Annotated in this window: 26 protein-coding genes; 12 read left to right on the forward strand and 14 right to left on the reverse strand. The window is 62.5% G+C overall.

The window, feature by feature from the left end; genetic code table 11:
* Positions 1 to 17 precede the first annotated feature (17 nt).
* From J2857_RS10430 to J2857_RS10450, 5 genes are all read right to left on the reverse strand, one after another.
* Entirely contained in the window at positions 18 to 989 is a 972-nt protein-coding gene (locus J2857_RS10430) for an ABC transporter ATP-binding protein (protein WP_245363283.1), read from the reverse strand.
* Entirely contained in the window at positions 986 to 2,047 is a 1,062-nt protein-coding gene (locus tag J2857_RS10435; RefSeq protein WP_210010149.1) for an ABC transporter ATP-binding protein, read from the reverse strand. The genes J2857_RS10430 and J2857_RS10435 overlap by 4 nt, the downstream gene beginning before the upstream one ends.
* Complete coding sequence (locus J2857_RS10440) at positions 2,044 to 2,937, reverse strand: ABC transporter permease (protein WP_210010150.1); 894 nt, start codon at positions 2,935 to 2,937, stop codon at positions 2,044 to 2,046. The genes J2857_RS10435 and J2857_RS10440 overlap by 4 nt, the downstream gene beginning before the upstream one ends.
* Before the next feature lie 3 nt (positions 2,938 to 2,940).
* A complete protein-coding gene (locus J2857_RS10445; protein ID WP_210010151.1) occupies positions 2,941 to 3,894 on the reverse strand; it encodes an ABC transporter permease in 954 nt (317 codons plus the stop codon).
* A 77-nt stretch (positions 3,895 to 3,971) separates the two neighbouring features.
* The gene (locus J2857_RS10450) at positions 3,972 to 5,567 is read right to left on the reverse strand and encodes an ABC transporter substrate-binding protein (RefSeq protein WP_210010152.1); all 1,596 of its coding nucleotides are present in this window, start codon (positions 5,565 to 5,567) and stop codon (positions 3,972 to 3,974) included.
* Between the two features lie 487 nt (positions 5,568 to 6,054).
* Here J2857_RS10450 and J2857_RS10455 point away from each other — a divergent pair, with 487 nt between their 5' ends.
* Complete coding sequence (locus J2857_RS10455) at positions 6,055 to 6,876, forward strand: bifunctional allantoicase/(S)-ureidoglycine aminohydrolase (RefSeq protein WP_210010153.1); 822 nt, start codon at positions 6,055 to 6,057, stop codon at positions 6,874 to 6,876.
* A 47-nt stretch (positions 6,877 to 6,923) separates the two neighbouring features.
* Here J2857_RS10455 and J2857_RS10460 read toward each other — a convergent pair whose 3' ends face one another.
* From J2857_RS10460 to J2857_RS10485, 6 genes are all read right to left on the reverse strand, one after another.
* Positions 6,924 to 7,760: a GNAT family N-acetyltransferase gene (locus tag J2857_RS10460; protein ID WP_210010154.1), complete on the reverse strand. Its 837-nt coding sequence runs from the start codon at positions 7,758 to 7,760 to the stop codon at positions 6,924 to 6,926.
* On the reverse strand, positions 7,757 to 8,503 hold the full coding sequence (locus J2857_RS10465) for an aspartate/glutamate racemase family protein (protein WP_210010155.1): 747 nt from the start codon (positions 8,501 to 8,503) through the stop codon (positions 7,757 to 7,759). Before J2857_RS10465 ends, J2857_RS10460 begins: the two co-directional genes overlap by 4 nt.
* 5 nt (positions 8,504 to 8,508) lie before the next feature.
* The gene (locus J2857_RS10470) at positions 8,509 to 9,327 is read right to left on the reverse strand and encodes an ABC transporter permease (RefSeq protein ID WP_210010156.1); all 819 of its coding nucleotides are present in this window, start codon (positions 9,325 to 9,327) and stop codon (positions 8,509 to 8,511) included.
* An 18-nt stretch (positions 9,328 to 9,345) separates the two neighbouring features.
* Entirely contained in the window at positions 9,346 to 10,263 is a 918-nt protein-coding gene (locus J2857_RS10475) for an ABC transporter permease (RefSeq protein WP_210010157.1), read from the reverse strand.
* Between the two features lie 108 nt (positions 10,264 to 10,371).
* Positions 10,372 to 11,661 carry an ABC transporter substrate-binding protein gene (locus J2857_RS10480; RefSeq protein WP_210010158.1) on the reverse strand — a complete coding sequence of 430 codons (1,290 nt, stop codon included), beginning with the start codon at positions 11,659 to 11,661 and terminating at the stop codon, positions 10,372 to 10,374.
* A gap of 35 nt (positions 11,662 to 11,696) precedes the next feature.
* Complete coding sequence (locus tag J2857_RS10485) at positions 11,697 to 12,788, reverse strand: ABC transporter ATP-binding protein (protein WP_210010159.1); 1,092 nt, start codon at positions 12,786 to 12,788, stop codon at positions 11,697 to 11,699.
* 240 nt (positions 12,789 to 13,028) lie between these two features.
* Here J2857_RS10485 and J2857_RS10490 point away from each other — a divergent pair, with 240 nt between their 5' ends.
* Entirely contained in the window at positions 13,029 to 13,757 is a 729-nt protein-coding gene (locus J2857_RS10490; RefSeq protein ID WP_210010160.1) for a GntR family transcriptional regulator, read from the forward strand.
* A gap of 99 nt (positions 13,758 to 13,856) precedes the next feature.
* Here J2857_RS10490 and J2857_RS10495 read toward each other — a convergent pair whose 3' ends face one another.
* Positions 13,857 to 14,414 (reverse strand): nucleoside 2-deoxyribosyltransferase, encoded by a 558-nt coding sequence (locus J2857_RS10495; RefSeq protein ID WP_210010161.1) that lies wholly within the window; start codon positions 14,412 to 14,414, stop codon positions 13,857 to 13,859.
* 227 nt (positions 14,415 to 14,641) lie between these two features.
* Here J2857_RS10495 and J2857_RS10500 point away from each other — a divergent pair, with 227 nt between their 5' ends.
* Genes J2857_RS10500 through J2857_RS10525 form a run of 6 tightly spaced genes read left to right on the forward strand, consistent with a single transcriptional unit; the run spans position 14,642 to position 19,290 of the window.
* The gene (locus tag J2857_RS10500) at positions 14,642 to 15,733 is read left to right on the forward strand and encodes an ABC transporter substrate-binding protein (RefSeq protein ID WP_210010162.1); all 1,092 of its coding nucleotides are present in this window, start codon (positions 14,642 to 14,644) and stop codon (positions 15,731 to 15,733) included.
* Positions 15,734 to 15,736: 3 nt separating this feature from the next.
* Complete coding sequence (locus tag J2857_RS10505; protein WP_210010163.1) at positions 15,737 to 16,801, forward strand: FecCD family ABC transporter permease; 1,065 nt, start codon at positions 15,737 to 15,739, stop codon at positions 16,799 to 16,801.
* Positions 16,798 to 17,559: an ABC transporter ATP-binding protein gene (locus J2857_RS10510; protein WP_210010164.1), complete on the forward strand. Its 762-nt coding sequence runs from the start codon at positions 16,798 to 16,800 to the stop codon at positions 17,557 to 17,559. The genes J2857_RS10505 and J2857_RS10510 overlap by 4 nt, the downstream gene beginning before the upstream one ends.
* Complete coding sequence (locus J2857_RS10515; protein WP_210010165.1) at positions 17,556 to 18,170, forward strand: hypothetical protein; 615 nt, start codon at positions 17,556 to 17,558, stop codon at positions 18,168 to 18,170. Before J2857_RS10510 ends, J2857_RS10515 begins: the two co-directional genes overlap by 4 nt.
* Positions 18,170 to 18,790 carry a hypothetical protein gene (locus tag J2857_RS10520; RefSeq protein ID WP_210010166.1) on the forward strand — a complete coding sequence of 207 codons (621 nt, stop codon included), beginning with the start codon at positions 18,170 to 18,172 and terminating at the stop codon, positions 18,788 to 18,790. Before J2857_RS10515 ends, J2857_RS10520 begins: the two co-directional genes overlap by 1 nt.
* A complete protein-coding gene (locus J2857_RS10525; RefSeq protein WP_210010167.1) occupies positions 18,787 to 19,290 on the forward strand; it encodes a hypothetical protein in 504 nt (167 codons plus the stop codon). Before J2857_RS10520 ends, J2857_RS10525 begins: the two co-directional genes overlap by 4 nt.
* A 5-nt stretch (positions 19,291 to 19,295) precedes the next feature.
* Here J2857_RS10525 and J2857_RS10530 read toward each other — a convergent pair whose 3' ends face one another.
* Both J2857_RS10530 and J2857_RS10535 read right to left on the reverse strand, forming a co-directional pair.
* Positions 19,296 to 20,399 (reverse strand): NADH:flavin oxidoreductase/NADH oxidase, encoded by a 1,104-nt coding sequence (locus J2857_RS10530; RefSeq protein WP_210010168.1) that lies wholly within the window; start codon positions 20,397 to 20,399, stop codon positions 19,296 to 19,298.
* Positions 20,400 to 20,517: 118 nt separating this feature from the next.
* Positions 20,518 to 22,392: an adenine deaminase gene (locus J2857_RS10535; RefSeq protein ID WP_210010169.1), complete on the reverse strand. Its 1,875-nt coding sequence runs from the start codon at positions 22,390 to 22,392 to the stop codon at positions 20,518 to 20,520.
* Between the two features lie 268 nt (positions 22,393 to 22,660).
* Between J2857_RS10535 and J2857_RS10540 the strand changes: the two genes are divergently transcribed.
* The 4 genes from J2857_RS10540 to J2857_RS10555 all read left to right on the forward strand — a co-directional run bounded on the left by J2857_RS10540 (position 22,661) and on the right by J2857_RS10555 (position 26,563).
* A complete protein-coding gene (locus J2857_RS10540) occupies positions 22,661 to 23,701 on the forward strand; it encodes an ABC transporter substrate-binding protein (protein ID WP_210010170.1) in 1,041 nt (346 codons plus the stop codon).
* Between the two features lie 184 nt (positions 23,702 to 23,885).
* Positions 23,886 to 24,710 carry an ABC transporter permease gene (locus tag J2857_RS10545; protein ID WP_210010171.1) on the forward strand — a complete coding sequence of 275 codons (825 nt, stop codon included), beginning with the start codon at positions 23,886 to 23,888 and terminating at the stop codon, positions 24,708 to 24,710.
* On the forward strand, positions 24,707 to 25,498 hold the full coding sequence (locus J2857_RS10550) for an ABC transporter permease (protein ID WP_210011634.1): 792 nt from the start codon (positions 24,707 to 24,709) through the stop codon (positions 25,496 to 25,498). Before J2857_RS10545 ends, J2857_RS10550 begins: the two co-directional genes overlap by 4 nt.
* A gap of 6 nt (positions 25,499 to 25,504) precedes the next feature.
* Positions 25,505 to 26,563, forward strand: coding sequence for an ABC transporter ATP-binding protein (locus J2857_RS10555; protein ID WP_210010172.1), 1,059 nt, complete (start codon positions 25,505 to 25,507; stop codon positions 26,561 to 26,563).
* The last annotated feature ends 3 nt before the right edge of the window (positions 26,564 to 26,566 follow it).

A 26,566-nucleotide genomic window follows, 5' to 3' on the forward strand; every position in this document is an offset into this window, starting at 1 on the left:
CATCATCTTTGGCCTGTTCAGGCATATTGCACGCAAGCAACGCTGCCGGCCCCGCCGACCGGCATCAATGCTGGCACCTCCGTGCGGCAAAGATCGGAAACCTGAACGCAGCGCGGCGCGAAGGCGCAACCGGGCGGCATCGCGGCAAGGTCAGGCGGCGCGCCGGGGATGGTGATCAGCCGGTCGCGGCCGTGGGCCAGTTCGACGCGGGCTCCAAGCAGCCCCTTGGTATAGGGGTGTCGCGGTTCGCGGATGATGTCGGTAACCCTGCCTTCCTCGACGATCCGCCCGGCATACATCACCGCGATCCGGTCCGCGACTTCCGCCGCAACGCCGATATCATGCGTGACGAAGATGACGGAGAGCCCGTATTCCTTCTGCAAATCACGGATCAGCAGGAGAATCTGGATCTGTACCGTTGCATCGAGAGCCGTGGTCGGTTCGTCGGCGAGCAGGACCTTTGGATTGCACGCGAGCGCCATGGCGATCATCGATCGCTGCAGCATGCCGCCGGACATTTCATGCGGATAGTTTTGCAGCCGGCGCTCCGGGGAGGGGATCTTGACCTTCTGGAAGAGAGCAAGCGCGCGCGCCGCCGCTTGCGAGCGCGAGATGCCCTCATGCCGCATGATGGTTTCTTCTATCTGGCGGCCAAGTGTGTAGACCGGGTCAAGTGCCAGCCGCGGCTCCTGGAAGACCATCGAGGCGACGGCGCCGCGAAAGGCACCGAGATCCTTGGCCGTCAATCCCGTCACATCGCGGCCGGCGACTGTCATCGAGCCTTCGATCGTCGTGCCTTTGGGGTGCAGGCGCAGCAGCGAGCGCATGGTGACGCTCTTGCCGGACCCGGATTCGCCGAGCAGGGCCACAACCTCACCCGGCTGTACCGAAAGGCTGACGCCGTTGACGGCTTTGACGGGCTTTCGGCCGCGGTTGAACGTCACGGAAAGATTGCGGATATCGATCATTGCAGGGGGTTGCATGGTCATGCCTCCATCAATGCCGGCGCCCGGCTGTGGCCGGAGCCCGGTACGGACATCAGGCAGGCTGCGGACTGGCTGTCGGACACGCTGGCAAGCGGCGGAAGCCTGTCGCTGCAGATGCTCTCGGCGAACGAACAGCGGGTATGGAACCGACAGCCCGGCGGCGGATCGATCGGGTTCGGCGGGTCGCCGGAGAGCGGCGGCTCGGAGGTTCTTTCGGACGGGTCCATCTTTGGCATCGAGGCGAGGAGTGCAGCGGAATAGGGATGGCGCGTGTTCTCGAAGATCGCATCGCGGCTGCCGATCTCGGCCACCTTGCCGAGATACATGACCATCACCCGGTCGCACATGAAGCGCACGACGTTGAGGTCGTGGGAGATGAACAGGTAAGTCAGACCAAAATCCCGCTTCAGGTCGAGGAGCAGGTTCAGGACCTGTGCCTCCACCGACTTGTCGAGTGCCGACACAGCCTCGTCGAGGATGACGAGCCGCGGTTCGAGTGCGAGCGCCCGGGCGATGTTGACGCGCTGCCGCTGACCGCCTGACAGTTCGTGCGGGTAACGGCCGGCGAAGCGCAGGGGCTCCAGCCCGACGCGGTGCAGCAGGTCATGGGCTCTGGCGATCGCCTTGCTCGCGGGAACGCCATGGACGCGTGGCGCAAAGGCGATGGATTCTTCGATCGTCAGCCTGGGATTGAGGGAGGCGTAGCTGTCCTGAAAGACCATCTGGACCTGGCGGCGGTAGTCGGAAAGCGGGAGCGCGCCGCCAACCGTCTCACCGTCGAACAGGATATCGCCTCGGTCGGGCAAGATGAGCTGCATCAGCAGCCGCGCCGTGGTGGACTTGCCGCAGCCGCTTTCTCCGACGACCCCGAGCGTCTCGCCCTTGAGGATATCGAAATCCACGCCATCGACGGCGCGGACGACCTTCTTCGGCTTCATGAAACCGCTACCCTTGACCGGGAAATGCTTGATCAGGCCGCGCGCCGAGATCAGCGGCTGAGCAGGCCCGCCCCTTTCTCCGACGGGAAGATCGTAGGCAGGTTCCTCGACGATGCTGATCATGACTTCACATCCATGGCTGTGCGCAGCCCGTCCGAGAAAAGGTTGAAGCAAATCGATGTGATGAAGATCATCAGGCCCGGCAGGGCCGCCACGAGCGGGTTGTTGTAGATCGCTGTGCGAAGCGTGTTCAGCATCAGCCCCCATTCGGCATCCGGCGGCCGCACGCCGAGGCCAAGGAAGGAGAGGCCCGAGGCGAGGATCATCGAGACGGATATCAGGCTCGTGGCAAAGACGAAGATCGGGCCGAGCACATTGCCGAGGATATGGACGCGGATGATCGTCATCGGTGGGGCGCCGGAAGCCCGCGCCGCGTCCACGTAGTCGAGCTTGCGGACCTGGGTGGTGACGCTTTCTGCGACCCGGGCGATCTGTGGGATGAAGACGACCGTCAGCGAGACGAGGGCATTGGTGAGCCCCGAGCCGAGTGCGCCCGACAACGCCACGGCCAGAAGGACCGACGGAAAGGCATAGAATACGTCGATCGTGCGCATGATCAGCGTGTTCACGATGCCGCCCGCATAACCGGCGACGATACCGATCGTCGAACCGATGATGAAAGCGATCGGCACCGGAATGACGCCCATGATGAGCGATAGCCGCGCTCCATGGATCAGCCGGGAGAGCATGTCGCGGCCGAGTTCGTCCGTACCGAAGATATAGCCGGGTGTGCCGATCGGCTTGAGGCGGCGGATGACGCTGCCCTTGGAGGGATCGTAGGGCGCGATATAGGGCGCAAGAATTGCGATCAGCACCAGGATCAGGAGAATCACGAGGGCCGTCATGGCGACCGGATCGCGGCAGATGCGGCGCAGCACGCTGCTCCAGAAGCCGGGGGACTTGGCGATAGCGGCAGGGGAAGGGGCCGCGACGTCTGCGGTGACGACAGCCATCTGTCAGCTCCTCTGGATGCGGGGATCGATCGCGCTCTGCAGCACGTCGACGACGAGGTTGAGGAAAACGAAGAACATGGCGAGCACCAGGATCGTCCCCTGCAGGATGGGCAGGTCGCGGGTGAAGATCGCGCCGTTCAGCAGGAAGCCGGTTCCGGGCCAGGAGAAAACCGTTTCGATCAGGATCGAGCCGCCAAGCAGGTAGCCGAGCTGCAGTCCCATGACCGAAAGCGCGGTCGGCGCGGCATTGCGCACCACGTGGCGCAGGATCTGTGGTGTCATCAGCCCCTTGGCGGCGAGCGCCTGGGTGAAGTCCTGGGAGAGGATATCGGCGACCAGCGAGCGGATGGTGCGGGCGATGATGCCCATCGGGATGACCGACATGGTGACCGCAGGCAGGATGAGGAATTGCAGATAGGCCCAGCTCAAGTTTCGGCCGGACGATCCCTCCGGTCCGCCGCCCATGGCGGGCAGCCAGCCGAGCGTGACGGAAAAGGCGATGACCAGCACCATGCCGAGCCAATAGTGGGGCACGCTGACGCCAAGCATCGAAACCGCCGACGCCAGGCGATCCACCCAGCTTCCGCGGAAGACACCGGCAAGGAAACCCAGGGTGGAACCCGCCAGGAAGCCGATAACGGCGGCAGCGAGCGCGAGGATAATGGAATTGACGGACGCATCCAGGATCTCGTTCAGCACCGGCCGGCCACTGGCGATCGAGGTACCGAGATCGCCCTGCAGCGCATGCCATGCCCAAAGGGCATATTGGACGGGAAGCGGTCGGTCCAATCCGTAGAAGCTGCGCATCTGTGTCTGCAATTCGGCGGAGGCGTCCGAAGGCAGGATTGCGGCGAGCGGATCGCCCGGGGCGATATGGATCAGCATGAAGCATACGATGCTCACGCCGATCGCGACGGGAATGACGTGTAGAAGTCGTTTCAGGGCATAGAGCAGCATGGTGTCCTCACCGGGGAGGTTGATCGGGCATCATGAAAGGCGGCGCGTCGATCGACCGGCGCGCCGCCTGCTCGGGATTACTCCATGGTAATCGTCGAAAAATCCTGGAACCAGTTCTGGGCCTGGACGAACCCCTTGACCTTGGTGGTCATGGCGCGTGGGTTGACGTCGTGCGTCACCATCAGGAACAGCGCATCGTTCACGTATTTCTCGTGCACCTGCTGCATCACCTTGTCCTGCTCCACGGGATCGAAGGTGTTGCGCACCTTGTCGAACAGCGCATCCATGTCCTTGTCGCAATAATAACCCCAGTTGGTGCCGGTCGGCGGGGCGAGCTTGCACTGCGACTGGCGGATCATGGCGGTGAAGGGGTCCTGGATGAAGTAGCTGTAGTTGATCGCCGTGGCGCCTTTGGCGCTTGGATCTTTGGCACCGGCCCGCCAGATGTTGATGACGGTGTTCCAGTCGGCGACCTCGTATTCGATATTGATGCCGACTTCGGCAAGCGTCTGCTGGATATATTCGTTCATCTGCAACGGCAGCATCTGGCCCGAGCCGGACGAGGAAATGATGACCTTGGTCTTGAGCGGCTTGTCGGGGCCGTAACCCGCTTCCTTCATCAGCTTCTTGGCTTCCTCGACATTGTATTCCACCTTGAAGGTCGGCTTGCCGAACCACTGGTGGCCCGGCGGCATGTAGCCTTGCGCCGGGACGGAAAGACCGCCGAGAAGTTCGTTCAGGCCCGCGCGGTCAACTGCAAGGTTGGCTGCCTTTCGAACGCGGATGTCGTTCCACGGGGAACCTTCGATGCGCGACAGGTGCCAGGTCCAGTTATGCGGGTAGGAATTGGTGATGATCTTGAGACCGGCCTCCTTCAGCGACTTCACCGAGTCCGGGGCGGGAGCCTCGATCCAGTCGACCTGGCCGGAGCGGAGTGCTGCGACACGGGTATTGGGTTCCGGCAACGGGATCAGGACGAGCTTGTCGAGCTTGGGAACGCGCGCCTTGTCCCAATAGTCCTTGTTGGGCGTCAGCTCGGCCCGCTCGCGCGGCGTAAAGCCGCTTTCCATCTTCCATGGGCCGGTGCCGGAGGGCTTCTGGGCAACCGTATCCCAGTTCTTGCCCTGCTTTTCCCAGTTTGCCGGCGAGGAAATGAGGATCCAGCTCAGCTGATAGGGAAGCGTCGCATCCGGCGTGTTGGTGGTGATTTCCACCGTCAGGGGATCCACAGCCTTGTAGGAAACGACCGCCGGGATGCGCGACTTGCCCTGGGCCGACTGGCGCTTGTCGAACTGCGGTGCGTCCGCCTTCAGAAGCTTGTCGAGGTTCCAGACGACTGCGTCCGCATCGAAGGCGCTGCCGTCATGGAATTTGACGCCATCGCGGAGCTTGAAGATCCATTTGGTTTTGTCGGCCGAATCGACCTGCCAGGAGGTCGCAAGGCTCGGAATGAGGGCGGATGGCTTGTCGGATTTCGAAAGATCCCACTCGATCAGTGAATTGTAGACCGTATAACCCATGAAGCGCTGGCCTTCGCCGCCCTGGTCGGTCTGCCCCGTGGTAAGCGGGATATCGGAAGCGGTCATGCCGATGCGCAGCGTTCCAGCCGCCGGTGCGGGGGTCGCGGCGGCTGCAAGGAGCGCTGCCGCGGTCGCGCCAAATACCGTCGTCATCCGTAGGTTCCCGAAAATGCTGATGCCATGCCGGTTATTTGATGATGTTTTGGTCATGCTGTTCCCTCTTTTATTGAAGTCACTGGACTTTTTTACCCAGTCATCAAAGGGGAAGCAGATTTCATGCCAATTCGTATGAAACTATGATTTCATGCTGATCTCTAGCGGAATAGCGCAAATGGATGAGCTCAATTTCGAGATACGGACGGCTCGTGCCGAATTCTGCGGCGAGAATGCGAAGCGTCTGCCGAAAAATGCCGCGCCGGTAGCCCCAGCGCACCCGCGTCTGGCGGATGTTTCAGTTCAGTCTCCTCAAGACAGGCCGCTGCACTTCGCGGCGTGGCTTCGAGATCATCGGTTAGACAGATAATTGGCGGAAACTTGGAGCCATGGCTTGTCGGGTCGAATTTATGGGTTGCTTAGAGATGCGCGGCGCTTAAAGCATATGCGCATCAGACGCCGCGAAATTGGACCGCAAATTAGACCCATGACCAACAGAGATTATTATTCGAAACTCGGTGGCTTGCCGCCACAGACCGAACTTCTTTCCAGCAAGGCTGTTTTCACGACATCCTATGCGGTCATCCCTCGAACCGTCATGTCGGACATCGTTGCCAGCCTGCTTCCTCATTGGCAGGGAACAAGGGCATGGATCATCTCCCGCCCGATGACCGGGTTTTCGGAGACGTTCTCGCAATACATCATGGAAGTTCAGCCCGGCGGCGGAAGCGACCGGCCCGAGCCGAATGCGCGGGCCGAGGCGGCAATCTTCGTCGTCGAGGGCGAGATGTCGATCGAGTTCGGCGGAAGCGATCATGCGCTGAGAGCAGGCTCCTTTGCCTATATCCCCGCCGGATCGCCGTGGAAGCTGCGCAACCGCGGCACGGCGCCGGTCAAGTTCCACTGGGTTCGTAAGGCCTTCCAGGCGGTCGAGGGGCTGGAAGCTCCGCCGGCGGTCTTCACCCATGAAGACGAGCATCCGATTTCGTGGATGCCGGACACCGGCGACCGCTGGGGAACGACCCGTTTCGTCGACACCTCCGACGTCCGCTACGACATGCATCTCAATATCGTCACCCTGGAGCCGGGCGCGACGATTCCCTTCATGGAGACGCATGTCATGGAGCACGGTCTCTACGTGCTCGAAGGCAAGGCCGTCTACCGGCTCAATCAGGATTGGGTCGAGGTGGAGGCGGGCGACTACATGTGGCTGCGCGCCTTTTGCCCGCAGGCCTGTTATGCCGGCGGCCCCGACCGCTTCCGTTACCTGCTCTACAAGGACGTCAACCGCCACACCGAACTGTGGTAGTCGCTGCCTGGCGAGCATGAACGGCGTCCCCGCACCGGACGCCGCCGTCAGCCGAGTTCGAGGGTGGTAATTCCAAACACGCCCGGCATCCGCACCGCCGGCGCCGGGCCGCGATACATCCGCGCGGTCGTGAAGCCTTTCACGAAACGATGCGCCTGGAGATAGGCTGAAAATTCCGCCTGCGAGGCCGGCACGTCGATATGCATGATTTCGTTGCCGATCTCGGCGGCACAGGCGTTCAGCAGTTTTCGGGCATCGTCGGCGGTTTGGGCAAACAGCGGGCCGATCTTGTGCCCGTCATGGCATTTGCGGCAGGCCGCATAGCCGCTGATATCGCCGTCGCGGACGATGACCATGGCGGCGCGCGGCGGTTTCAGCCAGCCGGCCAGGAAAGCGTTTCGCTCCGCCGGGAAGAAACCATGGTCATAGCCAAGAATGGCAGGCACGAAATCGTCGGTGACTGCGGCCACATCGGCATCGCGGCTTCCGGCGAGACTGCCGCTCCAGCGAAACGTCTCATAGGCCGTCTCGAACCCCATGCTGCGATAATTCGCCTGTTGTTCAGGCACGCCGTCGAGGCCGATCGTCCGGCCGTCGAGATGCGCCATCCCGGCCTCCCAGACCTTTCTGCCGAAACCTTTGCCGCGAAAATCGGGATGGGTGATGTAAAGGCCGATAAAGCCGAAATCGGCACCGTAGCGGACTGCGGATATGCCGGCCGCCATTTCCCCATTCACGAAACAGCCGATGAAACCTTGAGGATCGGCGGCATGAAGAGCCGGCGCATCGGCAAGGCCGGGATTCCAGCCCTCGATCCGCGCCCAGTCGACGAGCTGTCCGACCTCGAAGGAGGTGAGCGCGCGAATGGTGGCGTGAGTTTTCATTTGGTGGCGAGTTTCCCGGGCTCGAAATCTTCGAGCAGGCCTTTATAGGGTTTGCGGACAGGAGAAGCATAAGCTCCTCGTTTGGCCGTCGACAAGCCCAATGTCACCAGCGCCTCGGCGTGTTTCAGCGCCGCTGCGACGCCATCGACCACAGGCACGCCGAATTCGCGGCGTAGCTCTGCCGTGAGGTCCGCCATGCCTGCGCAGCCGAGCACGATTGCCTCCGCCTTGTCCTCCCGCAAAGCCGTGGCGATCTCACTGCGCAACCGATCGCGGGCATTGGAGTTCGGATCTTCCAGCGACAGAACCGGAATATCGGCGGCCCGTACCTTGCATCGCCCGGCCATGCCGTACCGGTGGACGAGATGTTCGAGCGGCAGGCGCGAGCGCTCCATGGTGGTGACGATGGTGAAGCGCTGGGCAATGAAGGCGGTCGTGGCCAGAGCCGCTTCGCAGATGCCGACAACGGGAATATTGGCCAGTGCCCGCGCGGCGTCGAGGCCCGTATCGTCGAAACAGGCGATGATCGCCGCGTCTGCACCGGCCTTCTCGCCCCTGGCGATCTCGACCAGCAGGCCGGGCACTGCGAAGGCCTCGTCATAATAGCCCTCGATCGAGACCGGCCCCATGGAGGAGGTGACCGCAACGATCTCGGTATTCGGATTGGCGACGCGCATGGCGGAGTCGGCGATCGTCTCCGTCATGCTGGCGGTGGTATTCGGGTTTACGACAAGGATGCGCATTCTGTTCACGACCGCAGGCGACGGCGATTGAGGTGGACGATCAGGCCGAGCGTGCCGGCGATGACGAGGAAGGAGAACACCGTCGTCACCGTGCCGAGTGCGTAGAGCACCGGCGTCGTGACATTGGTCGTCATTCCATAGATTTCGAGCGGCAGCGTATTGAACGTGCCTGCGGTCATCAGCGTGCGGGCAAATTCGTCATAGGACAGCGTAAAGCCGAACAGGCCGACGCCAATGAGGCTCGGCGCGATCATCGGCAGCACGACATGGCGAAAAGTCTGCCAGGACGAAGCGCCGAGATCGCGCGCGGCTTCCTCGTAGGCCAGCGAAAAGCGGTTGAAGACGGCGAACATGATCAGGACGCCGAAGGGCAGCGTCCAGGTGAGGTGCGCACCGAAGGCGGACGTATACCAGGACGGCTGGAAACCGAGCTGCTGGAATACGACGCCGATGCCGAGCGAGATGATGATCGACGGTACGACGAGGCTCGCCACCGCGAGATAGAACAGTGCCGTCGAGCCGATGAAGCGGCGGCGGAAGGCAAGGCCCGCCAGCAGCGAAACGACGACGGTGACGATCATCACCATGATGCCGAGCATGGCGGAACGCCGGAACGAACCGCCGAAGTCGCCGACCGCCTGGGTTTCGAACAGGTTGGCGAACCAGCGCAGCGATACGCCGTTCAGCGGGAAGGTCAGGCCGCCATTCGGTCCCTGGAAGGAGAGGATGAGGATCGCCGAGAGCGGGCCGTAAAGGAACAGCACGAAGATGGCGAAGAAGATGGCGAGAAGGTAGAATTCGCGGCCACGTTTGTCGCTGTGCATCTCAAAGCTCTCCTTTTCCTAAAGTTCTTTGCGGATATCGACGATGCGGAGGATCCCCGCGACCATCAGGAGAACGAGAACGAGCAGAACGACCGCGTTGGCCGCGGCTGCCGGATATTGCAATAGCGACATCTGGTTCTTCATCATCAGAGCCACCGAAGCGCTCTGGCCGCCGGACATCACCTGAACGGTCGAGAAATCTGCCATGACAAGCGTCACAACGAAGATGGTGCCGATCGCCATGCCGGGCTTGGCAAGCGGAATGATGACGTTGGTAAGGATCTGTGTGCTCGTGGCACCGGCGTCGCGCGCGGCTTCGACCAGCGATTTGTCGATGCGCATCAGCGTGTTGAAGATCGGCGTCACCATGAACAGCGTGTAGAGGTGCACCATGGCAAGCACGACGGCAAAATCCGAATAGAGCAGCCATTCGATTGGTTCTGGGATGATCCCCGCATTGATCAGGGTCGTGTTGACAAGGCCGTTACGTCCCAGCACCGGGATCCACGAGATCATGCGGATGATGTTCGATGTCAGGAACGGCACCGTGCAGACGAGGAAGAGCACCATCTGCATGGCCGTGGTGCGAATGTGGAAGGCGAGAAAATAGGCGACCCAGAAACCGACGAACAGCGTGATCGCCCAGACCAGGAAGGCAAATTTCAGGGTATTCAGATAGGTCTTCCAGGTCACCCACGAACCGAGCGTCTCGGCATAATTCATCGACAGGAAATCCGGATACATCTGGGCGAAGTCGTAATCCCAGAGGCTGACGACTGATATCATCAGAATCGGCAGCAGCAGGAAGGCGCCGAGGATCAGCGCCAACGGCGTCGCCTGAAGATAGGAGATCAGCGCCGGCGACAGACGGAAGCTCTTGGGCTTTGCGTTCTCGGCCTTTGCCGTTTCGGACTCGGATGATGCGATCGTCGCCATGTCTTGATGTCTCCCTGGGTTTGCCCTTCATCCGCCGGGGGACCTTCTCCCCGTCGGGACGGGGAGAAGGAGACTCGTGGCAGCCACTCAGCCGCAACCGCTACCTGATCAAGCAGCGATGAACTCGTTCCAGCGGCGGACCATGTAACGGTCCTCGTCCATCACCGAGTTCCAGCAGGCGACATGGCCCATGCGTTCCTCGAAGGAGCCGCCGTCGCGCACGGCGCCGGCCTTTTCCATGACCTTGCCGTCCGGAGCGACGATATCGCCCTTGGCCGGCTTGCCTTCGATCCAGTAGCCCCATTCGTCGGCGGACATGTGGGCCTTGGCGGTCTCCATGGCGGCCGAATAGTAGCCCTGGCGATTGAGATAGGCGCCGACCCAGCCGGACGTGTACCAGTTGATATATTCATAGGCAGCGTCGAGCTTGGCGCCGGAGAGATGCGCAGCAAGACCCAGACCGCCGCCCCAGGAGCGGTAACCTTCCTTGAGCGGCTGGTATTTGCAGGCGATGCCCTTGGAGCGGACGGCCGCGACGGCCGGCGACCACATGGACTGGATGACGACTTCGCCCGATGCCATCAGGTTGACGCTCTCGTCGAACGACTTCCAGAAGGCGCGGAACTGGCCACCCTGCTTGGCCTTGATCAGGAAGTCGATCGTCTTGTCGATTTCCGCCTTGGTCATGTTGCCCTTGTCGGCATACTTGATGTTGCCCATGGCTTCCATGATCATCGCGGCATCCATGATGCCGATCGACGGGATGTTGAGGATGGAGGCCTTGCCCTTGAACTTCGGGTCCATGATGTCGGCCCAGGTCGAGATTTCGCGGCCGACGAGGTCCGGTCGGATGCCGAGCGTGTCGGCGTTGTAGATGGTCGGAACCATCGTGAACCACTTGGTTTCTTCCTTGGCGAAGGTCTTGTCGCCGGGCTTTGCGACATAACCGACCGTGTGCGGCGCGGTGCCCTGCGCGATCACGCTATCGGGCTTCAGCTTGCCGTTTTTGAACAGCGGCACGATCTTGTCGTAGTACTTCAGCTTGGTCGTATCCATCGGCTGGATGACGCCGGCCGGATAGACCTTCTTCAGAATCCAGTATTCGATATCGGCGATATCGTAGGAGTTCGGCTGGGTGACGGCGCGCTGTGCGGCGGCATCCGAGTCCGTCGCGGTCATTTCGAGCGTGATGCCGAGGTCGGCCTTGCACTTCTCGGCGATCGCATTGAGGTTCGAAACGCCGGTACCGAACTGGCGCAGCGTGATCGGGTTCTGGGCCCAGATGGTGGGGAAGCCGGTGATGGCGCCGGATCCGGCGGCAAGACCGGCTGCGGCGGAAGCCGTCTTCAGAAGCGTGCGACGTGAAATTCCCTTGGTCGTCTTTTTGGTCTCGGTCATTGCCTTGTTCTCCTCTGGTTGAGTTCTTGATGGCATCAGTTCTTGAGGCGGCCGAGGACGATCGCGTCCTCGCGGCCCCAGGAAAGAGGGATCGCTTCTCCGACCTTGACCGGATTGGCGAAAAATTCGGCGTCGGTCAGGATCGCTGTGAAATCCTCGATACCGGCGCCATTGACCGAGAGTTTTACCGAGGACCCGCGATACTCGACATTCGAGACGGAGCCGGTGAACCCGAGGCCCTTCTCCGAAGGCGGGCCGATGCGCACATGGTCCGTGCGGATGGCGATGTCGGCGGTATCGGTCAGTCCCGCGGCGCCGTCATCGGTGGCGAGGAAATCGCCGCCTGCAGGCACCGACAACATCAGCTTGTCGCCGGAACTCTGCGTCACCCGGCCGGAAATGACGTTATGATCGCCCATGAACCTGGCGACGAAGGCGGTGGCGGGTTTTTCAAATACCACGCGCGGATGGGCGGCCTGTTCGATCCGTCCGTCGTTCATCACCACGATCAGGTCGGCAAGCGCCATCGCCTCCTCCTGGCTGTGCGTCACATGCACGAAGGTGATGCCGAGCGAAGTCTGCAACTTCTTCAGTTCCGCGCGCATGCGGATCTTCAGGAACGGGTCGAGCGCCGAGAGCGGTTCGTCGAGAAGCAGCGCTTCCGGATCGGTGATCAGCGCGCGGGCCAGCGCCACGCGCTGCTGCTGGCCGCCGGAAAGCTGGGCCGGACGGCGGGTCGCATAGGCTTCGAGCTGCATCAGCCGCAGCATGTCCATTGCCTTGGCGCGCCGCTCGTCCTTGTCGACGCCTTTCATTTTCAGGCTGAAGGCGACGTTGTCGACGAGGTCGAGATGCGGAAAGAGGGCATAGGACTGGAACATCATCGCCGTGCCGCGCTTGGCCGGCGGCAGGTCGGTGACGACGGTGTTGCCGAGCCGCACGTCGCCCGAGGAAATGCTTTCGTGGCCGGCGATCATCCGAAGCGTCGAAGTCTTGCCGCAGCCGGACGGGCCGAGCAGGCAGCAATAGGTTCCGGCCGGAATCTTCAGGCTGATCGCGTGAACGGCCGTGGTTGTTCCGTAGATCTTTGAGACTGAAGCGATGTCGATTTCGGCGGCTTTGCTCATCAGGCGCTCCCTTGCGTCTGATATTGTTATGCATCCCCCATGCCAACTCGATTAAACGTCTAGAAAGACTTGAGTTTATCTGAAAGGGTCATTGGTCAGGTTTTGCCGGTGCGCAAAAATCAGGCGATCGTTTTCGATCCGTTGGGCAAATCGTATGCAATCTTGGTGTTGGATCAAAAACAAGTTGCTTGGCATCCAGTAGACACTCGGGTTACAAAGGCCGTACATTGGACCGCAGTGATGAATATCAGCGAAAAAATCAATTTTACGGATACCGCGCCAGAGGACCGCTCCCAGGAAGATCGCTCCATGGCGATCCGGGAATCCTTGCGCAATGCGATCATCGACCGGCGTCTCGCACCCGGCACGAAACTGTCCGAAAGCGAAGTCGGTTCGCTCTTCGATGTCAGCCGCACGGTCGCACGCGCCGCATTGCAGATGCTTGCCTTCGAAGGCCTGGTGAAAACGGAACGCAATCGCGGCGCCTTCGTCTCCAATCCGTCGCCGGAAGAAGCACGCCAGATTTTTGCCTCCCGCCGGCTGATCGAGCCCGGCATCGTCGCGGCCGCGGTCGAGCGCATCACGCCCGAGGATATCGCCCAGTTCCGTCGCCAGCTCGACGAGGAGGAGCGTTATCTGAACGAGCGCGGCCCGGCCGCGCGCCGTGCCGAGATCAAGGCTTCCGGCGATTTCCATCTCATGCTGGCATCGGTTGCCGGCAACGTCATCCTGCAGCGCTTCATGGACGAGCTGGTCGCCCGGTCCTCGCTGGTGATCGCGCTTTATGGCAGCTCCGGCGTATCGAGCTGCGGGCATTCCGAACATACCGCCGTGCTCGACGCTCTGGAAAAGGGCGACGGCGCGCGCGCCGCCAAACTGATGATCCATCACATCGACCATATCGAAGCCGATCTCGATCTGCAGGTGAAACAGGGTCTCGGCCTCAAGGACGCCCTGTCGCTGACCTAAAGCATGTGGCGATCCTTTGGATTCGCTCGACATGCTTTAGACCTTTGTTTTGAAGCATGCCGTTATCGCAAAACCGCTCCGCACTTTCGCGCGACATGCTTAACCGCGCAAGTGCCGCAACGCTTCGGTATAGGCGGTGAGATCCCGTTCGGGATCGGCCGGCAGCGCGGAAGCACGGATGACACGGCCGCCGCCCGCTTCGATGCCGACGTCGATCATCAGATTGTCGGATTTGCCGTGGTTCTCGATCGACAGCCCGTCGGGACCGCGAGGACGGCCGCTGCTTTCATCGATATCGAGCCCTGCATACCAGATCGAGCGCACCCGCGCGCCATAGTCGTCCGGATGGTTGGTATAAGCCCAGACCCGTTTGCCGAGCGCGATCATGAAGCCGATTTCGTAGACGGTGCCGGGATCGGCGCTGATGCCGCGAAACGGCGTGACATTGGCGAGGCAGATGTCCGCGCGCCGCATTGCGTTATCGTTGCGCTGGTAGATCGCCTCTGCCGTCAGCCGGCCGACCGGCGCCTGGTTCTCGTCGCTGCCCGGGCCGGTTGGCTCGAAGCCGAAGCTGCGGGCAATCCGGCGCTTTTCGCCCATAACGGTCTGGGCATCGGGCAGAAACACTTCGGGGCCGGCGAGATAGATGGTCGGCATGAAAATCCTTTGATGAAATCGATCGACACCTGCGTTTCATAGCGACCTGCCCGGCGCATTGCGAGCGTGAATGCGTCGATCGGCCCGATTTGAGCCGCCGACGGCGATGGCATTCATCTCTCCGCATCAGGTGGGGCGGAAGATTTCTAAAAGTGGAGATTTGTAGACAAGTATAACCACGCGCATTAGGAATGTTCCCAGACGACGTTACCGGCAGGGGATAGATCATGGTTTCGCTCACTCGTTTCGCCGCGCGCGGCCTTCTGGCCGCTGCACTTTCCGGCTTGCTGGCGCATGGCGCTGCGGCTGAGGAAATTGTTTTCAAGGACCAGGAAAACCGCGAGGTGAAACTCCCGAAATCCGCCGAGCGCATCGTCTCGATCGTCATTCCGATGGCCTCCACGGTGATCGCGCTTGACGGCGGGACGAAGAAGCTCGTCGGCATGAACCCGACCGCCAAGAGCGCAGTGCTCGAGGGCATCCTCAGCAAGATCTTCCCGGAAACCAAGGACATCCCGTCCGATGTGACTGCTCCGAATTTCGTGCCGAACATCGAGGCGCTGACGGCGACCAATCCCGATCTCGTCATCCAGTGGGGTGGCCGCGGCAACGATATCGTCGCGCCGATCACTAATGCCGGCCTCAACGCCATGCTGATCCTCTACGGAACCGAGCAGCTGACCCGCGACTACATGACGATGACCTCGAGGGCGATCGGCAAGCCGGAGCGCATCAAGGAACTGGTCGAGTGGCGCGACCGGGTGCAGAAGGACATCGAGGCCAAGGCCAAGACGATCCCGCAGGAAAAGAAGCCGACCACGCTCTATATAGCCCGCGCTCTGACGGAGATTGCCACGACGGGAACCAAGGGCAGCTATAACGCCTGGTACATGGAGCTCGTCGGCGGCAGGAACGCCTCGGCCGAACTCAACGGCACGGTGACCATCAACAAGGAGCAGATCGCTCAGTGGGATCCGGAAATCATCTTCCTCAACGCCTTCGAAGCCAGGCTCAACGTCGATTGGGTCTACAACGACCCGATCCTGTCGCTGACCAAGGCGGCAAGGAACAAGCGCGTCTACAAGATGCCGCTCGGCGGTTATCGCTGGGATCCGCCGAACCAGGAATCGCCGCTCGCGTGGATGTGGACGGCCAATCTGACCCAGCCGGACGTCTTCAAATACGATCTGCGCGCCGAGATGAAGACCGCCTACAAGACGCTCTACAACTACGACATCACCGATGCCGACATCGACGGCATCCTGTGGATCAAGGAACAGGGTGGCTCGGCCAACTACGCTCAGTTCAAGGCGAAGTAGGTCATGGCGGCGCTGACTGAAGCCGAGGCGGCTCCGATAGTCCGCCGATCGCATCTGGCCCGGCAGACGCTGGTATTCTCCGGGTTGCTGGTGCTGTTCGCGGTCGCCTTCGTGGTCAGTCTCTGCGTCGGCCGCTTCTCGGTTCCGGCCATCCGGGCGCTGGAACTGATCTGGCTGGGCGCGACCGATCCGTGGCGGGAACTCACCACAATCGAGGAACGCATCGTTCTTCTGGTGAGGGCGCCGCGCGTCGTGCTGGCAGCGCTCGCCGGCGCCGGGCTCGCTCTGTCGGGGGCGGCTCTGCAGGGTGTTTTCCGTAATCCCCTCGTCTCGCCGGATATCCTCGGCATCTCGCAGGGAGCGGCCTTCGGCGGCGCGCTCGGCATCATGCTCGGCATCTGGGGTTTCCCGCTGATCGCCATGGTCTTCATTTCCGGCATGGCGGCCGTCATCTTGGTCGGCCTGATTTCGCGCATCAACGGCCGCAGCGAAACGATCACGGTGATCCTTTCGGGCCTCGTGGTCAGCTCGATGTTCTCCGCCGTCGTCTCGCTGCTGCAGTTCGTCGCCGACCCGAACACCTCGCTTCCGGCCATCGTCTACTGGCTGATGGGATCCTTCGCGACCGCGACCTGGGAACGCACGCTGATCGCCGCACCCGGCCTCATCATCGGCGGCGTGCTTCTCTGGATGCTGCGCTTCCGGCTCAACATCCTGTCGCTGGACGAAGCGGAAGCCCAGAGCCTTGGCGCCAGGACGAACCGCGAGCGCTGGCTGGTCTTCGGGCTGATCGCCGTCATCGTCGGCAGCCAGGTGGCGGTTTCCGGCATTATCGGCTGGATCGGCATCGTCATTCCGCATGCCTCCCGCCTGCTGGTCGGCCACGACCACCGCGCGCTGCTGCCCGCCTCCGTCGTACTCGGCGCCGGCTTCATGGTGATCATCGATACGCTCGCCCGCACCGCGACCGCCGCCGAAATCCCGCTCGGCGTGATCACCGCCCTGGTCGGCGCGCCGATTTTCGCGATGCTCCTGCGCAATCACTATCGCGAGAGGAACGGCTCATGATTGGCCTCGAAGACGCCACCGTCCGTTTCGGATCGCGCATCATCATCGAAGCCTTAAGCTTCTCGGTTCCGGTCGGCCGAACGCTCGCCATCCTCGGCCCGAACGGGCGCGGCAAGACGACGACGCTGAAGGCGATGCTCGGTTTCCAGCAGCTCGATGCCGGCCGCAGGGTCGCGCCCGATATCGTCGGTTATGTGCCGCAGACCGGTACCAGCAACCAGCGTTACCGCGCGCTTGACGTGGTGGTCATGGGCCGCGCCGCGCATCTCGGCATTTTCGGCCAGCCGGGACCGGAGGATTTCAGGGTCGCCCGTTCGGCGCTGGAACGGGCCGGTGCCGCGCGTTTCGCCGATCACTATTTCGACCGCCTTTCCGGCGGCGAACGCCAGCTCGTGCTGCTTGCCCGCGCGATTGCCACAGGCTCGCAGGTGCTGGTGCTCGACGAACCGGCAGCCGCTCTCGATCTGCACAATCAGGAACGGCTGCTGACCCTGCTCAATACGCTGCGCCAGCCGCGCGACAAGGCGATCGTCTTCACCACCCACGATCCGAACCACGCGCTGTCCTCCGCCGACGATGCGCTGCTGATGATGCCGGGCGGCCAGCCCCCGCTCTTCGGCCCGGTCGCCGAGACGATCACGCCGGAACATCTGGAAAGCCTCTATGGCGTGCCGATGCGCGTCGTCGAACTCGCCGGCCCGTCCGGCGAAGCCCATCGGGCAGTTCTGCCCGCCTTTGCAGGAATTCGTGCCGCATGACCATCCTGATGATCCAGTCGCACTACCAGGAGCCGTACTCGATGACCGTGCCGCTGTTCGGCGATGCCATCGCCTCCGGTCTCATGAGGATCGTGCGCGAGATGGAACTGAGCGGCGACGATTTCGCGACGGCCCGAGGGCTGATCACCACCACCCATCTCGACCAAGTCGGCTTCCAGCGTTTCGCGGCCGATGCCACCGCTTTTCTCGATCGCGGCGGCCGGTGGATCTATCACGGCCATATCCTGCGCCCGATATTGGCCGAGCTCGGCATCTACCGGCCGATCGAGAACCCGAAGCGGGTGGACTTCGTGCAGACCCGGCTTTCCGAGCACCCGATCTTCGCGGGGATCGACCAGAAGATGCTGGAAACCAACCATGGCGTCGCCGGCTTCTACGGCCGCGGCCACAACCCGCCGCCCGAAGGCGCCGTTGTCATCAATGCGCTCGGCCCGACACAAATCCCGATCGACTGGGTCTGGGCCCGGCCGCAGGGCGGTGAGTTTCTCAGCCATGCCGGTAACGAATTCTGGGGTTGTGGCGACGATCCCGAAATCAAGAAGCAGCTGGCGAGCCGCGCCGTCGCCTGGCTTGCCGGAGAGCTGAACTGATGAGCATTCTCGCGATCCATCCCGGCGCCTATTACCATATCGAGACACTCGAAGCGCCGCGTTATGCCCATCATTTCGACGTGCTCGTGCGGCCGGAAGACCTGGCCTCCGTGGATCTTGTCGAGCACGCCGTCGTCTTCATTCCCTGCCGCACGCCGGCCGATCGCCTGGCGCCGCATGCCGTGCAGCTGCGCGCCTATCTCGACCAGGGCGGCACGATCGTCGCTACCGGCGAGACGAACTGGGACGTCATCCTTCCGGGCATAACCTTCGCGCCGCAGCTGACGAACTGGTGGTGGTGGCTGACGCCCGGTGCCGATCTCGGCGTCCGCATCGCCTCTCCCGACCATTCGCTGTTCCGCCATCTCGGGCAGGACGATCTCACCTGGCACCTGCACGGCTGGTTCGATCCGCCGGAAGGTGCGGACGTGCTCGCCGTCAACGGCGAGGGAAAACCCATTCTCTATGTGGACGAGGTGACGACGCCCGGCCGCATGATCATCACCAGCCTCGACCCGTGCTTTCATCACGGATCCCACTTCATGCCCGCGACGACGCGTTTCCTGGATGGTTTTCTGCCCTGGATGCGCCAAGAGCTGGACGGAGCACAGATAAAATGACCGACACGATCGACGTTCTCGAAGACGGCAAGCCGCTCTCCTACACCTATGCCGACCTGATGCATTTTCACGGCTTCGGTTTTCCGGGCGGCGTCGCCCATGCCTTCAAGGTGATGCAGCGGGCCATGCCGCTCCTGAGCCCCGACGGCCCGCCGGAGCGCCGCGAGATCGTCATCCGCACCGCGTTCCGCGGTCCCGGCGGCCGCGACGCCTTCGAAATGGTGACGCGCGGCCTGACCGAAGGCCGCTATACGGTCGATCAAGGGCTCGAAAAGCCGGAGCGCGGCAATATTCTCGAACGCTACGTCTTCGAGCTCAGCTATCGCGGTAAGACCGTGACCTTGCAGCTCAAGGAAGGCCATGTCCGCGACGAGTTCATTACCGTCAGCCGCAAACCGGACCGGACGCCGGCCGAAGAGGAACGCCTGGTCTGGCTGAAGCAGGAAATGGCCGACCGGCTGCTGGCGTTGCCGGCCGACGCGGTTTACGAAGAGGCCTGAGCCTATCAGGCCGTGAACAGGTTCCTGAACTGCGACGGCTGGCAGCGGAGATATTGCGGTGCCGGCTTCACCTGGGCGCCGAGTTCCGCTGCCGCATGCCAGGGCCAGCGCGGATTGTAGAGAACCGCGCGGGCAATCGCCACGATATCCGCATCGCCGGTCGAAACGATCGCTTCCGCCTGCGTCGGTTCGGTGATCAGGCCGACCGCCACGACCGGCATCTTTACCGCAGCCTTGACGGCGCGCGCCAAGGGCACCTGATAGCTCGGGCCGAGCGGGATCTTCTGTTCGATATGCAGCCCCCCGCTCGAGACGTGGATCGCATCGCAGCCCTTCTCGTCCAGCATCTGGGCAAAGGCGATGGTCTGGTCGACGTCGAGGCCACCATCTACCCAGTCGGTTGCCGAAACGCGTACCGTCACCGCCTTGTCGGACGGGAAGGCCTGGCGAACGGTATCGAAGACTTCCATCGGAAAGCGCAGACGGTTTTCCAGAGACCCGCCATATTCGTCGGTCCGCTGGTTGGAGAGCGGCGACATGAACTGGTGCAGCAGATAACCGTGCGCCGCATGGATCTGGATCGCGTCGAGCCCGATCCTGGCCGCCCGCACGGCGGAAGCCGCAAACGCATCTCGCACGCGCTTCAGCCCATTCTTGTCGAGCGTGACGGGGGCCACGTATTTCGGATTGAAGGGGATCGCCGATGCCGACTCGGTCTGCCAGCCGTTCGGATGATCCGGGGCGATCTGGCTGCCGCCGAGCCAGGGCTTGTCGGTCGAGGCCTTGCGGCCGGCATGGGCGAGCTGCACCGAGATCGGCATGTCCGACCATTTGCGGATGCTGTCGAGCGTGCGGGCCATCGCCGCCTCGGTCGCATCGTCATAAAGCCCGACATCCGCATAGGTGATGCGGCCTTCCGGGGTGACCCCGGTCGCCTCGATCGTCAGAAGCGCTGCGCCGGAAAGCGCGAGCTGGCCGAGATGGATGAGGTGCCAATCGGTCATGCAGCCGTTCTCGGCCGAATATTGGCACATGGGCGCGATGACGATGCGGTTCGAGAGATCCAGATTGCGGACACGGAGCGGAGTGAAGAGAGCGGGCTGGGCCATGACGGGTTCCTTTGCGCGATCGTCGGCGCTCAAGAGGAGGGTAGGGTGCGCCGGGACCGGTTCCGGCTTTGTGACAAATCGCGACCGGTGCTTCAAGTCACGCTGATGCGAGGGCCGTTCACCAGACGACCGGATGCGTCTCGCCGGTCAGCACATTGACGAACCCTTCCGGCGCCCGTTCCGACGGCGCAACCAGCACCCAGCGCCAGGGCGAGCAGGTCAGCGTCGCAAACGACAGCCGCTCCGGAAAACCCGGCCACCAGCGCGGCGAAAACGTCGGTTCGTACATCCAGTCGATCGTCTCGCCCGCCTTGTAGAGCGCCTGCATTTCCGCATCGAGATCTTCCGCCGAGCGCGCCGTCATCAGCCCGCCGACCTCGTAATGAACGCGGGCGATCACCTTGCCGCCGGAGACCAGAACCCAGCCGCCCTGCTGTTCGGCGAGCGCATTGGCGACCATCGCCATCGCCTCGTCCGAGGAACCGACCACCCAGATATTATGCTTGTCGTGCCCGAGCGTCGAGCCGAGCGCCGTATCCGGCGTACGCGGCCCGGTGCCGAGCCAGAACATCTTCGACACCTTGGCCTCGCCGGAGAACCGGTCGACGATCGAGAATTTCGTGACGTTGCGGTTATGATCGCGCTGGACGGCGCCGTCCGCCACCGGCAGTTCCATGGTGATGAATTCGTCCGACCAGTGGAAGGGCCGCAGCAGCGCGGCACTTGCCGTTTCACGATCCGCCGGTGCTGCGATGCGAAAGTCGGCGGCGGTGACCTGCCGGTCGATCTTCACCGTCTTCGTCGCCCATTCCGGCCAGTCGATTTGCGGGCGCGCGCCGGTGAACGTCTTGCCCTCGGAGACCGGCGCACCATCCGCCCAGACCTTGGCGATCGACAGCTTTTCGACTTCATCCAGCAGCACGATATCCGCAAAACGACCGGGCGCGATCGAGCCCACCCAGGGCGTCAGCCGCATATGCCGCGCCGGGTTGAGCGTCACGCACTGAATGGCGATTTCCGGCGGAAGTCCGTTCTCGATCGCGAGGCGCACGTTGTAATCGGTCGCGCCCATCTTCAGCGTATCGGAGGCGCTGCGGTCGTCTGTGACGAAAGCCACCTGCGACCAGTCGGCGAGGTTCTTTTCGATGAGACCCCGGATGACCTCCGGCAGCGAATGCGGCCGAAGCTCGATGAACAGCCCGTGCTGCAGCTTCTGCCAGATCTCCTCCAGGAACCACCCTTCGTGATCGGAGGCAAGGCCGGCGGCGGCGAACGCATTGATCGACGGGAGGTCGCGCAGGCCCGCGCCGTGGCCCTCGACGACGCCGCGCTGTTCGAAGGTCGCGCCGATCATGCCCCAGAGCCGGTCGTAGGACGGGTTGTTCGGATCGGAGATCGACGGCCAGTCCATCACCTCGTCGAGGCCCGCGACCATCAGGCTTTCGCTCATGAACTGCTTCTGCTCGTCATGACCGAAATAGCCGCCGCCCCATTCATAGGCCGTCGGTGGCACGGCCGAGCCCGGCAGCGGAAAGATCTTCATCGGCGAGCCGCGGCGGCGGGCTTCCAGCCAGAATTCCAGGTTGCGGGCGCCGTTGACGTTGGAAAATTCGTGGCTCGCCTCGCAGGTCCAGGTAACGCCATGCGGCATCACGAGCGCCGCTTCCCATTCCGGCGTCAGATGCGAGCTTTCGATATGCTTGTGCGCTTCGCCGAAGCCCGGAACAGCAAAGAGGTGTGGCTCATGACTGCGTTCGGCCACTTCGCCCGAAAAGCTGCCGGCCGGCCCGACATAGGCGATCCGCCGACCCTTGATGACGATCTCCTGGTCGTCCAGCCATGTCCTGCTGTGGACATCGAGCAATCTGCCAACCCTCAGCAGCCGGTCCGCAGGCCGGTTGCCGAGCGCCGTCAGCACCAGGTCCTGGCGGATGCGGACCTCGTCGGCTGCGTTAATCAGCAAATCGTCGGGGAGGGGGGTGGAAATTGTCATCGGGAGCATGCCTGTGGGGTTCTGATCGCCGGACCCTAAAGACGATGCCTGGGCGTGTAAACCATCGCTAGCCGTGCATTCGGCGCCCGCCGTGTCGCAGAATCAACCTGTAGTAGGATATATTTCAAGCCTAAAGAAATTCGCCTTTTGGGCGTCAATGCCTAATAATTGGGCTTGCGGCCCGGCCGTTCAAAAAATAGTATCGCCCTTAATTCCCGGGGGTGCCCAGGGGAGCATCAACGCCGCTTTCGAAAAAAGGACACGCCTCATGAAGGCCACTCGTTTCACCCAATTGGCAACCCTTGCTCTCCTGGCGACGCTCGGCGGCGCAGCAACGGCAAGCGCCCAGTCGAAGACGCTCACCATTTCCTGGTGGGGCTATAACGGCGAGAAGATGACCACCAACATCATCGATCCGTTCAAGAAGATCTGCGGCTGCGACATCGTTTTCGAGACCGGCAACAATGCCGACCGCCTCAACAAGCTCAAGCTGCGCGACGGCAAGGGCGTCGACGTCATCTATCTGACGGACAGCTTCTCGCAGCTCGGCATCGAGCAGGGCCTGTTCCAGCCGGTCGATCCGGCCAAGATCCCGAACCTCTCCGAAATCTACGAACTCGGCCGCGCGCCGCAGGGCAAATATGGCCCGGCCTACACGATCGGCCGCATCGGCCTCGTTTATGACTCGGCCAAGGTCAACCCTCCGATCACCTCCTGGAACGACCTGTGGCGTCCGGACCTGAAGGGCTCGGTTTCGCTTCCGGGCATCACCACCACGGCCGGCCCAATGGTCGTGGTGCAGGCTGGCAAACATGCCGGCGTTGATCCCTATACCGGCACCGACAAGGCGTTCGAAGCCGTCGAAGCCCTGAAGCCGAACGTCGTCAAGAACTACAATACCGGTTCCGAACTGGTGAACCTGATCTCGACCGGCGAAGTGCGCGTCGCGATCGGCCAGGATTTTACGCTCGCCTCCATGCAGGCCGCGGTCAAGACCATGACCTGGGCGAAACTCAAGGACGGCGATATCGCCACGCTCAACACGGTCAACATCCCGAAGGGTTCGACGAATGTCGAACTGGCCCACCAGTTCATCAACTTCATCCTGTCCAAGGACGTGCAGCAGAAGGAAGCCGAGCAGGGCGTCGACGCGCCGATCTCCACCAAGGTCCAGCTCACCCCCGACCAGGCGAAGATCTGGACCTACGGCGCGGATCAGGTTTCCAGCCTGACCCGTATCGACTACGCCAAGATGAACGCCGCCAAGACCGACTGGATCGACCGCTGGAACGAGGTTTTCGGCAAGTAAGATAAGTAGCGAAAAGCTGGCGGCTTTGCCGCCACCCCCTCACCCCGCCTCCGCTTTGCTCGGCGACCCTCTTCCCGCTGGGGAGAGGAGGAACGGAGCCGGCGCGGCATATACCTTCTTCCCGGTGGGGAGAAGGTGTCGGCAGGCGGATGTGGGGGAGCCACCCGAAAGAGACAAGTTTCCGATGAACAAGCTTGCCAGATGGGGTTTGACGATGCCGGCGACGATCGCCGTCGTCCTGCTTCTGGTCATCCCCGTCGTGCTGACGATCGCCACCACATTCGGCGAGGCGGGCGGTCCGTTTTCCACCTATACGGCTTTCTTCAAGAGCGGCTTCCGCATGGCGGTTCTCTACCGCACCCTGCAGATCGCCCTGATCACCACGGGCATCGCGCTCGTGGTCGGCTTCATCACCGCTTACGTCATCGCCCAGATGCCCGGACGCCTGAAGAGCATCATGATCGTCGCCGCGGTCTTTCCTTTGCTGACCGGCGTCGTTGTCCGCTCCTTCGCCTGGCTGATCATCCTCGGCAAGAACGGTATCATCAACAATGTCCTGATGTCGGTCGGGCTGATCGGCGAGCCCCTGTCGATGCTGTACACGCAAGGCTCCGTCATCGTCGCGATGGTCTATCTGTTCGTGCCGCTGATGATCCTGACCTTGGTCGGCGTGCTGGAGGGAATCCCGCGTGACCTTATCGAAGCGGCAGCCTCGCTCGGCGCCCGACCGATCCCGACCTTCCTGCAGGTCATCCTGCCGCTTGCAGCCCCCGGCCTCATCGTCGGCGCGGTGCTGGTTTTCACCGGCAGCTTCACCTCCTATGCGACGCCGCAGCTTCTCGGCGGCGAAAAGCAGATGATGATGGGCACCTTCCTCTACCAGCGCGCCATGGTGACCTTCGACTGGGTCGGCGCCTCGACGATCGCCGCGATCATGGTGGTCATAACCATCGGCGTCGTGCTCATCATGAGCCGCATGGCACGCCGTCTCAACCCGATGGCGGTCTGATGGCGATGCGTATTCATCCCCTGCTCGGCGCTTTCGCCATCCTCGTCTTCTTCTTCCTGCTCGCGCCGCTGGTGATCATCGTCGGCTCGGCCGTCAGCGACACGACATTCTTGACCTTCCCGCCGCAGGGGCTGACGTTGCGCTGGTTTGCCAACATCTTTCAGATGGAGGCCTTCCGCCGCACTGCGATCACCAGCCTGCAGGTGGCGCTTCTCGGCACCGGCCTGTCGCTGCTGATCGGCATTCCGGCGGCCTACGCGCTGAACCGCTACCGGGTCGAGCTGCCGCGCTGGCTCTCGACTCTGTTCGTGCTGCCGATCCTGGTGCCGGAAATCGTTTTCGGCTTCGCACTCCTGAAGTCGATCACGATAGGTCTCGGCCTGCCGGTCTTCATCAGCCTCGTCGTCGGCCATGCGCTGCTGATCCTGCCCTATTCGGTGCGCGTCGTCGGCGCGAGCCTTGCGTCCTTCGATTTCTCGATCGAGGAAGCCGCGCGGAGCCTCGGTTGTCCGCCGCTCAAAACCTTCATGACCGTGGTGCTGCCGAACATCCGCGCCGGCGTCATCGCTGCCTTCATCCTCGCCTTCATCACCTCCATCAACGACGTATCGGTCTCGGTCTTCCTGACCGGTCCCGGCATTTCGACGCTGCCGATCCAGATCCTTGCGCATATGGAGCAGTTCTTCGACCCGACCATCGCTTCCGTTTCCGTGCTTCTGATGCTGGTGACCGTCGGCGTCATGGCGATCGTCGAAGCGACGCTCGGCCTTACATTTTTGACCAAGTAGGTTCCCTTGACCGTATCCCTCACCATCGAAAACCTCTCCGCTCATTACGGAACCACCCAGGTTCTGAAGGACCTGTCGATTTCCGTTGCCGCCGGCGAACTCGTGTCCCTGCTCGGTTCGAGCGGCTGCGGCAAGACCACGACACTGCGCCTTGTGGCGGGGTTCCTGCAGCCGACCGGCGGCCGGATCCGGCTCGGCGACCGCGACCTGACGACGCTGCCCGCCCATGCCCGCGATATCGGCCTCGTTTTCCAGAACTACGCGCTTTTCCCGCACCTGACCGTGCTCGACAACGTCGCATTCGGCCTCAAGCAGCGCGGCCTTGCCAAGCCGGATCGGACCAAACGGGCGATGGCGATGCTGGAACGGGTCGGGCTTGCGCCGCTCGCCGACCGCCTTCCCGCCGCCCTGTCCGGTGGCCAGAAACAGCGCGTCGCGCTCGCCCGTGCGCTTGTCATCGAGCCGCCGCTCCTGATGTTCGACGAGCCGCTCTCCAACCTCGATGCCAAGCTCAGGATCGACATGCGCGTCGAGATCCGTCAGCTCCAGCGCGCCAACGGCACGACCTCGCTCTACGTCACTCACGATCAGGAAGAAGCGTTTTCGATCTCAGACCGCGTCGCGATCATGAATGCCGGCCGCATCCTGCAGCTCGACACGCCCGAAGTGCTCTACCAGAAGCCGGCCAGCGCCTTCGTCGCCCGTTTCGTGGGTTTCGAGAACCTGATCCCCATGAAGGTCGTCGAGCGTCAGGCGGCGACTGTCACGGCGCAAGCCGCGGGCGGCACGCGGCTTCATCTTTCCCAGGATCTGTTCGGTCCGATCAAGGACGATTTCATCCTGGCCTGCCGCGCCGACGGGCTTGCGGTCCGCCGTGAGGGAGAAGGCATCCCGGCAATGCTGGGAACGCGCACCTATCTCGGCCGCGCCTATCAGTACAAATGCAAGACGGCCGCGGGCGAAATCACCGCCAACGGCCCGCTTTCCGAACCGTTGGATGCCGGCGCCCAGGCGGTCCTTACCCCGTTGCCGGAACAGTGCTGCATCCTCGATCCGGAAGATTGATCC

Origin of the sequence: Neorhizobium galegae (assembly GCF_017877055.1) — a bacterium.
GTDB classification, from domain to species: domain Bacteria; phylum Pseudomonadota; class Alphaproteobacteria; order Rhizobiales; family Rhizobiaceae; genus Neorhizobium; species Neorhizobium galegae_D.